Source organism: Microbispora amethystogenes (assembly GCF_016863015.1).
Lineage (GTDB): Bacteria > Actinomycetota > Actinomycetes > Streptosporangiales > Streptosporangiaceae > Microbispora > Microbispora amethystogenes.
In genome coordinates this window covers 75,198-88,013 of record NZ_BOOB01000016.1, presented here as the reverse complement: position 1 = coordinate 88,013, position 12,816 = coordinate 75,198, and the positions used below count along the sequence as shown (strand labels likewise).

General features: G+C 73.4%; 12 protein-coding genes. 6 read left to right on the top strand and 6 right to left on the bottom strand.

Features of this window, described 5'->3' with window-relative positions:
• Positions 1 to 5 precede the first annotated feature (5 nt).
• The 4 genes from Mam01_RS11935 to Mam01_RS11920 are packed head-to-tail and all read left to right on the top strand — an operon-like array spanning position 6 to position 3,136.
• On the top strand, positions 6 to 1,505 hold the full coding sequence (locus Mam01_RS11935) for a cytochrome ubiquinol oxidase subunit I (RefSeq protein WP_204285425.1): 1,500 nt from the start codon (positions 6 to 8) through the stop codon (positions 1,503 to 1,505).
• Positions 1,506 to 1,516: 11 nt separating this feature from the next.
• The gene (cydB, locus tag Mam01_RS11930) at positions 1,517 to 2,428 is read left to right on the top strand and encodes a cytochrome d ubiquinol oxidase subunit II (RefSeq protein WP_204285424.1); all 912 of its coding nucleotides are present in this window, start codon (positions 1,517 to 1,519) and stop codon (positions 2,426 to 2,428) included.
• Positions 2,429 to 2,486: 58 nt separating this feature from the next.
• Positions 2,487 to 2,747 (top strand): type II toxin-antitoxin system VapB family antitoxin, encoded by a 261-nt coding sequence (locus Mam01_RS11925; protein WP_204285423.1) that lies wholly within the window; start codon positions 2,487 to 2,489, stop codon positions 2,745 to 2,747.
• A complete protein-coding gene (locus Mam01_RS11920) occupies positions 2,744 to 3,136 on the top strand; it encodes a type II toxin-antitoxin system VapC family toxin (protein WP_204285422.1) in 393 nt (130 codons plus the stop codon). The genes Mam01_RS11925 and Mam01_RS11920 overlap by 4 nt, the downstream gene beginning before the upstream one ends.
• A gap of 6 nt (positions 3,137 to 3,142) precedes the next feature.
• Here the strand turns inward: Mam01_RS11920 and cutA are convergent, their stop codons facing one another.
• The 6 genes from cutA to Mam01_RS11890 all read right to left on the bottom strand — a co-directional run bounded on the left by cutA (position 3,143) and on the right by Mam01_RS11890 (position 10,319).
• The gene (gene cutA / locus Mam01_RS11915) at positions 3,143 to 5,527 is read right to left on the bottom strand and encodes an aerobic carbon-monoxide dehydrogenase large subunit (RefSeq protein WP_204285421.1); all 2,385 of its coding nucleotides are present in this window, start codon (positions 5,525 to 5,527) and stop codon (positions 3,143 to 3,145) included.
• Positions 5,524 to 6,045: a (2Fe-2S)-binding protein gene (locus Mam01_RS11910; RefSeq protein WP_239101237.1), complete on the bottom strand. Its 522-nt coding sequence runs from the start codon at positions 6,043 to 6,045 to the stop codon at positions 5,524 to 5,526. The genes cutA and Mam01_RS11910 overlap by 4 nt, the downstream gene beginning before the upstream one ends.
• A complete protein-coding gene (locus Mam01_RS11905) occupies positions 6,042 to 6,917 on the bottom strand; it encodes an FAD binding domain-containing protein (protein WP_204285420.1) in 876 nt (291 codons plus the stop codon). Before Mam01_RS11905 ends, Mam01_RS11910 begins: the two co-directional genes overlap by 4 nt.
• A gap of 24 nt (positions 6,918 to 6,941) precedes the next feature.
• On the bottom strand, positions 6,942 to 8,324 hold the full coding sequence (locus tag Mam01_RS11900; RefSeq protein WP_204285419.1) for a uracil-xanthine permease family protein: 1,383 nt from the start codon (positions 8,322 to 8,324) through the stop codon (positions 6,942 to 6,944).
• A 154-nt stretch (positions 8,325 to 8,478) separates the two neighbouring features.
• Positions 8,479 to 8,694 carry an RNA-binding S4 domain-containing protein gene (locus tag Mam01_RS11895; protein ID WP_117409520.1) on the bottom strand — a complete coding sequence of 72 codons (216 nt, stop codon included), beginning with the start codon at positions 8,692 to 8,694 and terminating at the stop codon, positions 8,479 to 8,481.
• Positions 8,695 to 8,723: 29 nt separating this feature from the next.
• Positions 8,724 to 10,319: a PucR family transcriptional regulator gene (locus Mam01_RS11890; RefSeq protein WP_373868692.1), complete on the bottom strand. Its 1,596-nt coding sequence runs from the start codon at positions 10,317 to 10,319 to the stop codon at positions 8,724 to 8,726.
• A 168-nt stretch (positions 10,320 to 10,487) separates the two neighbouring features.
• Between Mam01_RS11890 and Mam01_RS11885 the strand changes: the two genes are divergently transcribed.
• Positions 10,488 to 11,435: an oxamate carbamoyltransferase subunit AllH family protein gene (locus Mam01_RS11885; protein WP_239101236.1), complete on the top strand. Its 948-nt coding sequence runs from the start codon at positions 10,488 to 10,490 to the stop codon at positions 11,433 to 11,435.
• Positions 11,432 to 12,814 (top strand): AllF/FdrA family protein, encoded by a 1,383-nt coding sequence (locus Mam01_RS11880; RefSeq protein WP_239101235.1) that lies wholly within the window; start codon positions 11,432 to 11,434, stop codon positions 12,812 to 12,814. Before Mam01_RS11885 ends, Mam01_RS11880 begins: the two co-directional genes overlap by 4 nt.
• The last annotated feature ends 2 nt before the right edge of the window (positions 12,815 to 12,816 follow it).

The window sequence follows — 12,816 nt, the reverse complement described above, 5'->3', positions numbered from 1 at the left end:
AAGACATGGACGCGCTTGACCTGGCACGGTGGCAGTTCGGGGTGACCACCGTCTACCACTTTCTCTTCGTGCCCCTGACGATCGGGCTCGGCGTCTACGTGGCCGGTCTGCAGACCGCCTGGCTCCGTACGGGCCGGGAGCACTACCTGCGGCTCACGAAGTTCTTCGGCAAGCTCTTCCTGATCAACTTCGCCATGGGCGTGGTCACCGGCATCGTGCAGGAGTTCCAGTTCGGGATGAACTGGAGCGACTACTCGACCTTCGTCGGCGACGTGTTCGGCGCGCCGCTGGCGCTGGAGGCGCTGCTCGCCTTCTTCCTGGAGTCGACGTTCCTCGGCCTGTGGATCTTCGGCTGGGACCGGCTGCCCAAGCGGGTCCACCTCGCCTGCCTGTGGGCGGCGGTGATCGGCTCCAACCTGTCGGCCTACTTCATCCTCGCGGCCAACGCCTGGATGAAGCACCCGGTCGGCTACGAGGTCGTGGACGGCCGGGCCCGGATGACCGACCTGTGGGCCGTGCTGACCAACTCGACCGCGCTCGCCCAGGTGCCGCACGTCGTGGCCGCCTCGTTCGTCGTGGCCGGCGGGTTCGTCATCGCCGTCATCGGCTACCGCGTCCTGCGCGAGCGCGGCCTCGGCGTGCTGCCCGGCCGCCCGGCCCGCACGATCACCGCCGAGGACGCCACCACCCCGATGCGCCGCCTCCCGGACATGTGGCGGACCGCCCTGCGCGCCGCGCTCGTGATGACCGCGATCGCGGGAGCCGTGGTCGCGGGCACCGGCGACCTGTCCGGTCAGCTCCTGCGTGAGCAGCAGCCGATGAAGCTCGCCGCGGCGGAGGGCCTGCGGCACGACACGGCCGGCGCGCCGTTCTCGATCGCGCCCGGCGTCGAGGTGCCCGGCCTGCTCAGCCTGCTCGCCGCGCACGACCCCGCCGCGACGGTCCAGGGCGTGGACGACATCCAGGCGAGGTACGAGAAGGCCTTCGGCCCGGCCGACTACACCCCGAACCTGCCGGTCGTCTTCTGGTCGTTCCGTGTGATGATCAACTTTGGCATGGCCACGGTGGGCCTGTCCGTCCTCGGCCTCTGGCTGACCAGGAAGCGCCGCGGGCGGCGCGGCGGGCAGCGCGCCGGACAGTATGGCGGATCGGGCGAGCCCCTGCCCGCCTGGTTCGCCCGCCTGTGCGTGCTGGCGCTCCCGCTGCCGACCGCCGCGATCATCGCCGGCTGGCTGCTCAGCGAGATCGGCCGCCAGCCGTGGACCGTGCAGGGCGAGCTCATGACGGCCGCCAGCGTGTCGCCCGGCGTCTCGCTCGGCGAGGTCGCGATCACCCTGGCCGTCTTCACGGTCCTGTACGGCGTGCTCGCGCTCGCCGAGGGCGCGCTGCTGCTGCGGCACGTCAAGGCCGGCCCCGAACTGCCCGCCCCGGCCACCGTGCCCCCCGGCGCGGTCCCGCCGGCGCGCGCGGAGGAGACCCGGCTCACCCCGACCCTCATGTACTGAGGAGCCACGAGATGACGACCTTCTGGTTCATCGTGATCGCCTTCCTCTGGACGGGCTACTTCGTCCTGGAGGGGTTCGACTTCGGCGTGGGCGCCCTGCTGCCGCTGCTGTCGCGCTCGGAGGCGGACCGCAGGCAGGTGCTCGGCACCATCGGCCCGGTGTGGGACGGCAACGAGGTCTGGCTGATCACCGCGATCGGGGCGATGTTCGCCGCCTTCCCCGCGTGGTACTCCGGCCTGCTGAGCGGCTTCTACCTGCCGGTCTTCCTGGTGGTCACGGGCCTGATCGTGCGCGGCGTCGGCCTGGAGTGGCGCGGCAAGGTCCACTCCCGGCGCGAGGTCGCCCTGTGCGACGCCGGGATCGTCGCCGGCAGCGTGCTGCCCGCGTTCCTGTGGGGCGCGATCTTCGGCAACCTGCTGTTCGGCACGGCCCTCGCGACCGTGCTCGGCGGGGCCCTGTCGCTGTCGGTGGCCGTGCTGCACGGCGCGGTGTTCGTGGCGCTCAAGACGACCGGCGCGGTGCGGGCCCGCGCCCGCCGCGCCGCCCTGCTGGCGGCGGTCGGCGCGGTGCCGGTCGCGCTCAGCACGCTGCCGTCCGTGCCCGGCAGAGGGCCCCTGTGGACACTCGGGACGGCCCTGCTCGCCGCCGCCGCGCTCGCGGCCGGGGTGACGCTGGTGTGGGGCCGACGAGAGGGCTGGGCCTTCACCGCGACCGCCACGGCGATCACCGCCACCACCGCCACCGTCTTCGGCGTGCTGTCGGCGGCGCCCCTGCCCGGCCTGACCCTGGCCGAGGCGGCCTCCGCGCCGTACACGCTGACGCTCCTCACCTGGATCGGCCTGATCGCCCTGCCGGGCGTCCTCGCCTACCAGGCCTGGACCTACTGGGTGTTCCGCAAGCGCCTCACCGCCCAGGTGTCCTGACTCAGGCGCGGCAGAAAAGGTAGACTCCGAAGGCAGACAGGGCAGAAAGGGGTTGGTCATGAGCTTGAACATCAAGAATCCCGAGGCCGAACGCCTGGCAGCCGAGATCGGAGCCCTCACCGGTGAGAGCAAGACCGCCGCCGTCATCTCCGCCCTGCGGGAACGGCACGAGCGGCTGCTCACGAAGCGTCAGCAGCTTGAGGACGCCACGATGGCAGACGACATTCTCACGCTTGCCGCGAAGATCCGCTCTCGGGTGGGCGGGCTTGAGCTGTCCAGCGACTTTCTCTACGACCCTGAGACCGGACTTCCAGCGTGATCATCGACACCAGCGCGATCGTCGCGATCCTCAGAGGGGAGCCGGATGCCGTCGACCTCGCCAGAGCGATCAGGGACGCACCGGCGCGACGGATGTCGGCGGGGACCTACCTGGAGTTGGCGGCGGTGGTCGAGCGCGCCCGCGATCCCGCCGCCTCGCGGCTGCTGGACGACCTCCTCACCCGTATAAGAGTGCAGATCATGCCGGTGACAGCCGATCAGGCCCGGACTGCGCGCCGGGCCTACTGGGACTTCGGCAAGGGCAGCGGGCACAAGGCGGGACTGAACTTCGGTGACTGCTTCTCCTACGCGCTCGCGAGAGAGTGTCAGGAACCGCTGCTGTTCACGGGCGACGACTTCGTCCACACGGACGTGACACCGGCGCTCTGACGGCACTCACCGAGAGCGCCGCAGGGTGTGGAGGTCGGAGGGGGAGATGGGCATCCGGTCGATTGGGATGCCCTCGGCGTCCTCGATCGCGGCGGCGAGGACGGCGGAGACCGGGATGACCCCGGCCTCCCCGGCTCCCTTGATCCCCAGGGGGTTGAGCGGCGAGGGCGTCTCCAGGTGGGCCGTCTCGATGCGCGGGATCTCCGTGGCGTACGGCATCAGGAAGTCCATGAACGAGGCGTTCAGCAACTGGCCGTGCTCGTCGTAGACCATCTTCTCGTACAGCGCGCCGCCGACGCCCTGGGCGACCCCGCCGTGGATCTGCCCCTCGACGATCATCGGGTTGATCAGCCTGCCGCAGTCGTGCACGACGGCGTACCGCAGGATCCTGATCTCGGCGGTGTCCGGGTCGGTCTCCACGATCGCGGCGTGCATGCCGGCCGCGAAGGTCGACCTGACCGGCGAGTAGTAGTCGCGGCCCTCCAGGCCGGGCTCCTCCCCCTCCGCCACCGGCGGCCGGTCGTCGGAGGCGGGCCCGGCGAACTGGGTGGCCCGCTTGGCCTCCTCGTCGAAGGCGTACCGCAGCGGGTTGGACAGCACGGCGACGGTCGCCAGCGGGATCGACGCCGACGGCGCGCCGGCCACGTGGACCATCCCGTCGGTGATCTCCAGGTCGCGCGGGTCGGCCTCCAGCGCCTCGGCCGCGATCCGCAGCGCCTTCTCCCTGACCTTCCGGCAGGCGAGCGCGATCGCGTTGCCGCTCATCACGGCCGCGCGGGAGGCGAAGGTGCCCACCGCGTAGCCGAAGCGCCGGGTGTCGCCGGTGACGACCGACACCCTCTCGATCGGCACGCCGAGCTCGGTCGCCGCGATCTGCGCGAACACCGTCTCGTGGCCCTGACCCTGGGAGGTGAGGCCGGTCGACACGTGCACCCGGCCGTCGGAGGTGATCTGCACGTGGCCGCCCTCGTACGGCCCGACGCCGGTGCCCTCGACGTAGCAGCCGACGCCGATGCCGATCCTGCGGCCCTCGGCCGCCGCCCGCGCCTTCTCCTCCGGGAAGGAGTCCCAGCCGATCAGCTCCTTGAGCATGCGCAGCGCTTCTGGGTAGTCGCCGCTGTCGTAGATCAGCGGGCGCCCGTCCTGGAACGTCAGGCCCTGGTCGTAGGGGAACTCGTCCGGCTGGACGAAGTTGGCCGCCCTGACCTCCGTACGGTCCCGGCCGAGGTAGGCGGCGATCTTGTCCATCGTGCGCTCCATGCAGAAGACGCCCTGCGGGCGGCCCGCGCCGCGGTACGGCGTGACCTGCACGGTGTTGGTGTAGACCGAGGAGAACTCGACCCGGTAGGCGCCCACCTTGTACGGCCCGAGCAGCTGGGTCGAGGTGATGATCGGCACGATGATCCCGTACGGCGTGTAGGCGCCGTGGTCGTGCAGGATCTCCACCTCCAGGCCGAGGAGGCGGCCGTCGTCGTCGAAGCCCACTCGCACGTGCTGCACCTGCCCGCGCTCGTGGGAGGAGGAGACGAAGTGCTCGCGCCGGTCCTCGGTCCACTTGAGCTCCCGGTTCAACAGCCGGGCCGCCCACGGGACGAGGATCTCCTCGGGCCAGGGATGAACGATCTTGACGCCGAAGCCGCCGCCGACGTCGGGCGCGACGACCTCCACCTTGGGCAGCGGCAGCCCCAGCTTGGCCGCGATGGCCATTCGCACGCTGGTGGAGGTCTGCGTGGAGGAGTAGACGCGCAGCGACGCGTCGTCGGCGTCCCACCGGGCGTACACCCCCTTCCCCTCCAGGGGCGTGCACGCGCTGCGTTCCACGTCGAGGCGGAACTCCAGCCGGTGCGGGGCCGCGTCGACCGCCTCCCGCGCCGTCTCGCCCCCGGGGCCGGGCACCTCCTGCACGAGGTGCGCGCCGATGTTCCCCGGCACGTCGTCGTGCACCAGGTGCGCGCCCCCGGCGGCCTCCTCCAGGCCCACGACCGGCTTGAGCACCTCGTAGCCGACCCGGATCAGCGCGCAGGCGTCCTCGGCGAGGTAGCGGTCGCGGGCGACGACCATGACGACCGGCTCCCCGACGTGCCGCACGATCTCCCGGGCCAGCGGGTACGCCGTGCGGCCGTGGGTGAGCGCCGGGTGCGGGATCAGCAGCGGCAGCGGCTCGGCCAGCGCGCCCGGCAGGTCCTCCCAGGTGTAGATCGCGACCAGGCCGTCCACGTCGAGGGCGTCCGACACGTCGACGTCGAGGATCCGCGCGTGGGCGTGCGGCGACCTGACGAAGGCGGCGGCCAGCGCGCCCGCGCCCAGGTCGTCGAGGTAACGCCCCCGCCCGGTGATCAGCCGGGGGTCCTCGCGCCGCTGGACCGGCTCGCCGAACAGCCTCGTGGTCATGCCCCGCCCTCCTCGGCCTGAAGCTCGGCGGCCTGGATCTCGGCGGCCTGGATCTCGGCGGCGCGGTGGACCGCCTTGAGGATGTTCTGGTAGCCGGTGCACCGGCACAGGTTGCCCGCCACGGCCTCCAGCGCCTCCTCCTCCGACGGCGCGGGGTTGTCCCGCAGGAACGCGGTGACCGTGCACAGGAACCCCGGCGTGCAGAACCCGCACTGCAGGGCGTGGCACTCGGTGAAGGCCCGCTGGACCGGCGACAGCGCGCCGCCCTGGGCCAGCCCCTCGACCGTCGTGATCTCCTGGCCGTCCACCGTGACGGCGAACGTCAGGCACGACCGCACCGGCTCGCCGTCCAGCAGCACCGTGCACGCGCCGCAGACGCCGTGCTCGCAGCCCACGTGGGTGCCGGTGAGGCCGAGGTCGTGGCGCAGGCAGTCGGACAGCAGCCGCCGCCCGGGCACCGTCGCCTCCCGCACGACCCCGTTGACCGTCAGCGTCACGCGATGGTGTGTCTCGTTCACGATTCCTCCCCGTGGGCCGCGGAGGCGGCGTCCCGCAGCGCCCGTACGGCGAGCACGCCCGTGAGATGGCGGCGGTAGTCCGCCGTCGCGTGGATGTCGCCCTCCGGCTCGACCAGGTCCCGTACGGCGGCCGCCACCGCGTCCCAGGCCACCGACGCCGCCGGGCGTGGGCCGCAGACCGCCGTCACGTCCGCGACCACCGGGACCGGTCCCACGCTCACGCAGGCGACGCGGGCGGCGGAGATCCGGAGGTCGTCGTCCAGGGTGACGGCGGCGGCGACCCCGGCCACCGCGTAGTCGCCGTGCCGCCGGGCCACCTCGTGGAAGGCCGTGCCCGACCGCGCCGGCAGCGCCGGGAAGAACGCCGACACGGCCAGTTCGCCGGGCCGCGCCGCCGACTCCATCGGGCCGGTGAAGAACTCCGCGGCCGGCACCTCCCGCTCCCCGTCCAGGCTCGCCAGCCGTACGGCCCCGCCGAGCAGGGCGAGGACGGCGGGCATCTCGGCGGCGGGGTCGGCGTGGACGAGGCTGCCCACCACGGTGCCCCGGTTGCGGATCACGGGGTGGGCGACCAGGCGCAGCGCCTGCCGCAGCAGCGGCTGGGCCGCCGCGGCCCCGGGCGAGCGCTCGACGGCGGCGTGGCGGGCGAGCGCCCCGACGCGTACGCCGGACGGCCCGGCCTCGATGCCGTCCAGGCCGGGCACGCGGTTGACGTCGACGACGCGCGCGGGCGCGGCGAGGCGCATGTTGAGCAGCGGGATCAGGCTCTGGCCGCCCGCGAGGACCTTCCCGCCCGGGCCCGCCTCGGCGAGGACGTCGAGCGCCTCACCGAGGGTGGCCGGGCGGTGGTAGTCGAACGGCGGCGGCTTCACCGCGTCGTCCGGGACGCGCGCCGATCAGACGGCCGGGTCGCGTTCGAGCCCGATCTCCCCACCTGTGACCTCCTTCGCGGGCCTGCCCGCGATGGCGCGGAGCAGGTGATAGCCGGCGAGAACCACGATCGTGCCCAGCGCGATCCCGGCGAGCGAGAAGTCCCCGGTGATCTGGTGCGTGACCGGCCCGATCGCGAGGATGATCCCCGCGCCGACCGGGACCATGTTGACCGGGTCGGCGAAGTCCACCCGGTTCTCCACCCAGATCTTCGCGCCGAGCAGCCCGATCATGCCGTACAGGATGACCGTGACGCCGCCGAGCACGCCGCCGGGCGTGGCGGCGACCAGCGCGCCGAACTTCGGGCACAGGCCGAACAGGATCGCGATGACCGCGGCGATGTAGTAGGCGGCCGTCGAGTAGACCCGCGTGGCCGCCATGACGCCGATGTTCTCGGCGTACGTCGTCGTCGGCGAGCCGCCGACGGCGGTCGCGACCGCGGTGCCGACGCCGTCGGCGACGATCGCCCGGCCCATCATGGGGTCGACGTCGGCGCCGGTCATCTGGCCGACCGCCTTGACGTGGCCGACGTTCTCCGCGATCAGGGCGATCACGGCGGGCAGCACGACCAGCACGGCCGACGCCTGGAACGACGGCGCGTGGAAGTGCGGCAGCCCGATCCAGCCGGCGTCGGCGACGGCCTGGAAGCTCACCCGGGGATGGGTGTCGACCGCGCCGGTGCCCGCGTTGTAGGCGGTGATGTTCCCGAACACCCGGTCGGCGAGCCACGACAGGACGAACCCGAAGACCAGCCCGAGCAGCACGCCGATCCGGCCGAGGAAGCCGCGGAACAGCACGATGAACACGAACGTCGCGACCATCGTGACCAGCGCGATCCACGGGTCCTGCGGCCAGTACACGTCGGCCACGACGTACGCCAGGCCGAACCCGATCAGCATGACCACCGCACCGGTCACGACCGGCGGGAAGATCCGGTGGATGACCTGCACGCCGAGGACGTGGATGACCACGCCGCACACCGCGAGCACGAGACCCGCGACGAGGATCGCCCCGGTGACGACCTGGTCGGCCCCCGGGGTGTCGCCGCCGAACGCCGCGCGCACCGCCACCACGCCGCCGACGAACGACGCCGAGGTGCCGAGATAGCTGGGGATCCGGCCCCGGGTGATCAGCAGGAACAGGATCGTCGCGACGCCCGACATCATCACCGCGGTGTTCGGGTCGAGCCCCATCACGAGGGGGAACACGAAGGTCGCGCCGAACATCGCGATCACGTGCTGCGCGCCGATCCCGGCCATCCGCGGCCAGCTCAGCCTCTCGCCGGGTTTGACGACCTCGCCGGGGGCCAGCCCTCTGCCGTCTCCGTGCACCGTCCATCTGAAAGCCATGTACGTCCCTCCAGCTGGGCCGTGGGCTCGGCCACCCCGCAGGCGTCCCGCGTACTTCCTTGACCGTTTGGGGCACTTTAGGACCGGCGTGCTCGACAGACATGGGCATGATCTGCCAAAACGGCGGCCACCGGAGCGTCTACACCGCGCGGACCTACACCACGCGGATCGTGTAGTCGTCGCCGGTGACGACCTGGCCCGCCCTGATTTTGCAGGCCTTGCGTAGTTCCACCTGTCCGTCGACGCGGACCAGGCCCTCGGCGACGAGGTGTTTGGCCGCGCCGCCGCTGTCGGCGATCTGGCAGAACTTGAGGAGATCGCAGAGCGGGATGTGGTCGCCGTCGAGCTCGAAGGTTATGGCCTCGTTCACGGCGCCAGCTTAGGGGCCGGCTTAGGGACTCAGATGCCGCGCATGCGCAGCACGTGCAGGGCGAGGGTGAGGTTGAGCCGCAGGTGCGCGTCCTCGGTGAAGTTGCCGAGCAGGCGCTCCAGCTTCCCGATGCGGTAACGCAGGGTGTTGTAGTGGAAGTGCAGCCGCCTGGCGGTCTCGGCGACGTTGAGGTTGGTCTCCAGCAGCGCCTGCAGGGTGCGGCGCAGGTCGGCGTTCTCGGCGTCGTCGTCCGACGCGAGCGGGCCCAGGGTCTCCCGTACGAAGGAGTGCAGCTCGTCGGTGTCGCTGACGAGCGACAGCAGCCGGTAGACCCCCAGCTCGTCGAAGTGGGCGACCGCGCCCGCCCCGTGCAGCTGGCGGCCCACCCGGGCGGCCTTCAGCGCCTGGTTGTACGCGCCGGGCAGCGAGTCCACCCCGGAGGCGACCCGGCTGAGCCCGGTGGAGAACGTGCCGTCGGAGATCCCCGCGAGCGCGTCACGCGCCACCCGCGCGGGGTCGGCGGACGCCCCGACGATCGCCACGACCTCGTGGGAGAAGCCCGCCACCGCGCCGCGCGGGTCGTGCTTGCGCACCGACGCCTGCCAGGCCGCGCACATGCGGTCCTGGAGGGGCCGCTCCTCGGCGTCCGGGTCGATCTCCGCCACCATCACGCTCACTGGGCGCTCCAGGTCCCAGCCGAACGCCTGGGCGCGCTCGGCCACCCGCAGCCCGCCCCGGCCGGTCAGCACGTCCCGCAGGAAGTCGGCGCGGTACTTGCTCTCGACGGCGGTGACCGCCTCCTGCTTGGTGATCACCAGCGCGGCCACGGTCGCGGCCCTCTCCAGGATGCCCACGTCGCTCGGGGTGAGCGTGCCGTGGACGCTGTAGGCCGCGATCCTCCCGTGGTGGTGGCCGCCCGCGACGATCGGCACGCTCGCGTGGTGGCCGTTCCCGGAGGGCTGCGCGGGCGTCCGTCCCGGGGCGTTGATCTCCCGCAGCCGCGCCACCTGGGGCGCCTCCCCGGCCGCCGCGAGGAAGTGCCCGGAGGCGTCGATCGCGCCCACCGCCACCCGGAGCAGCCCGGCCACCTCGGCGGTGACCTCCCGCATCCCGCCCCCGGCCAGCACGATCTGCACGAGCGCCCGGTGGGCCTCCTCGGTCCTGGCGAGGATCGCGGCCTGCCGGTTGAGGATGTCGGTGAGCACCTGGTTGAGGATGTCGTCGAACCCCACGTCATTGGGGAGCAGGATCAGCGGGAAGCCCAGCCGGTCGGCCTGCTCGACCATCTCCCCCGGCAGTTCGTCCAGGTAGCGCCCGAGTTTGATCGCCAGGGCCGCGAGACCCCGCTCGTCCAGGTCGGTCACGAGCCGGTCGAGCGACTGCGGGGTGTTGCGCAGCGGGTAGCCCGTGGTGAGCAGCAGTTCGTGCGGCTTCACCCAGGCGAGGATGTCGGGCACCTCCATCACGTTGAGGCGCTGCACGATGCGGCCGAGCCCGTCCCCGCCGGCGATCAGGCGGGCGTCCGCGAGCGTGGACACACCGAGCACCTCGCCCACCGACACCCCGTGCAGGATCGTGCCGGTGCTGGCCAGCCGCATCGCGGGCGGAGCGGGGTCGTTGCGCAAGGGCGTCTCCGGGGAGTGTCGACGTGCTCGGGACGTCTCACGGTGATTCTGCCCGACGCCGGTCCTGTCAGGAAGAGCCAAGCATTCGGCCGACTGTTGGCACCTTTCTCCGTACGGAGGGGGGAAAGCGGGCCTTAGCGTCGGCAACGACTGGCGAGGGAGGTCCCGGTGAGTGTTGGCACGCGCCAGAAGGGGCGGCGGACGGCGGCGCCCGCTCCCCGTCCCCCGGCGGCCCCGTCCTATGTGAGCGGCGCGGCGAGCGTCGCCGTACGGCCCGCCCTGGAGTCCCCCCGCCGCCCGGCACGGGTGCTCGCGGCCTTCCCGCTCGCGCTCTACCTGGAGGTCAGGAGCGAGTGCGAGCCGCACGTGATCGCCGTGGTCACGGGTGAGGGCGTCCGCCTGCCCAACGCGGTGCTGCTCGGCGAGTCCCTCGACGGGGTGTCGGCCGGCGACGACGGCTGGGTCGGCGACGGCTCCATCGAGATCGGCGGCCTGTCCGTCGGCGTCCGCCGCTGGTGGGACCCCGCTCCCGCGCTCGCTCCCGCCGACCCCGCACGGCTGGCGGCCGCCCCCGCGGTGCTGGCCGGGATCCGCGCGGCCTCGCCGAGGCGGCCGGGGCTGGACCCGGCCGGGGCCCCGGCGCTGCTGGAGCGGGGCTGCCTGCGCGGCTCGCTGGTGGAGAGCATCACGGCGGCCGAGCAGCTCATCGGCCTCGGCCCCGGGCTCACGCCGAGCGGCGACGACATGCTCGCGGGGCTGCTGGTCGCGCTGCGCCACCTCGGCCGGGCCGCCGGGGCCCCGCGCGCGGTGTGGCTGGCGGACTGGCTCGCCGCCGCGGTCACCTTCGACGCCCGCACCAGGACCACCTCCATCTCGGCGACCCTGCTGCACTGCGCGGCCAGGGGCGAGGCGAGCCCGGAAGTCCTCGGCGTGCTGCGGGCGGCGGCCGGGCACCAACCGCCGGAACCCGCCGTCAACCGCCTGCTCCGCCTCGGCCACACCTCCGGCGCCGACCTGGCGTGGGGCGTCCAGATCGGCGTGTCGGCCGTCCTGTCGCTTCTCGGCACCGGTGCCGCCGGCGGCCCGACCGGCCCGGCCCGCCGGGAGCGGCCGTGACCGATCTCGTCGAGGTCCGCCCCGGCGTCTACCACGACTCGGTGACGCTGATGCGGGTGAGCCAGGCGCTCACCGCCCGGCCGGAGGTGGCCGTCGCCGTCGTCGCGATGGGCACGGATCTCAACGCCGGTCTCGCCCGCGACCTCGGCTTCGAGGTCCCGCCCACGACCCCCGGCGACCTGCTGGTGGCGATCAGGGCGGCCACGTCCGCCGATCTCGGCGAGGCCGCCGCCGAGCTGGAGCGGCAGCTCGCCACGACCGGGAGTGGGGGCGGGAAGGCCCGTGACGAGGCGCCGCCCCGCACCGTCCGGTCGGCGGCGCGGTCGTGGGAGGCGACCGTGGCGCTGGTGAGCGTGCCCGGCGAGCACGCCTTCGCCGAGGCGCTCGACGCCGTGGAGGCCGGGCTCTCGGTCATGATCTTCAGTGACAACGTGCCCGTCGAGCAGGAGATCCTGCTCAAGGACCGGGCGCGGGCCAGGGGCGTGCTCGTCATGGGCCCCGACTGCGGCACCGCCGTCGTGGGCGGGGCCGGTCTGGGCTTCGCCAACGTGCTGCGGCCCGGCCCGGTGGGGGTCGTGGCGGCCTCGGGCACCGGCGCCCAGCAGGTGACCTGCCTGCTCGACATCGCCGGCGTCGGCGTGTCGCACGTGCTCGGCGTGGGCGGCCGGGACCTGTCCGCCGAGGTGGGCGGGCGCTCGGCCGTGCAGGCCCTGCGCGCGCTGGACGAGGACCCGGCGACCGAGCTGATCGTGCTGGTCTCCAAGCCGCCCGCCCCCGAGGCGGCCCGCGCCGTACGGGACCTCGGCCTGGCCACCCCGGTCGTCGCCGCGCTGCTCGGGCCGGGGGAGGACGACCTGACCGCCGTCGCGGAGAAGGCGCTGCGCGCCCTCGGCCGGGACGTGCCCGAGTGGCCGTGCTGGCCCGCCGGCGAGGCGCCCGCCCGCGAGGGGCGGCGCCCGCTGCGGGGGCTCTACTCCGGCGGCACGCTGTGTGCCGAGGCCGCCCTCATCGCCGGTGCGGACACGGCCACGGAGGCGGGTTTCGTCGACTTCGGGGACGACGCGTACACGCGGGGTCGGGCCCATCCCATGATCGACCCGTCGCTGCGCCGGGAGGCGCTGCGCGGCGTCGCCTCGGGCGTCGTGCTGCTCGACGTGGTGCTCGGGCACGGCGCCGACCCCGATCCGTCCTCCTGGCTCGCGCCCGAGGTCCGCGACGCCGTCGCCCGGGGGGTGGACGTGGTGGTCGCGCTGGTCGGCGCGGACGGCGACCCGCAGGGGCTGCGCGCCCAGGCCGCGCGCCTGAACGAGGCCGGCGCGGCCGTCTTCACCTCCAACGCGGCGGCGGCGCGGCACGCCCGCCGCCTGGCGGACGGCTGACG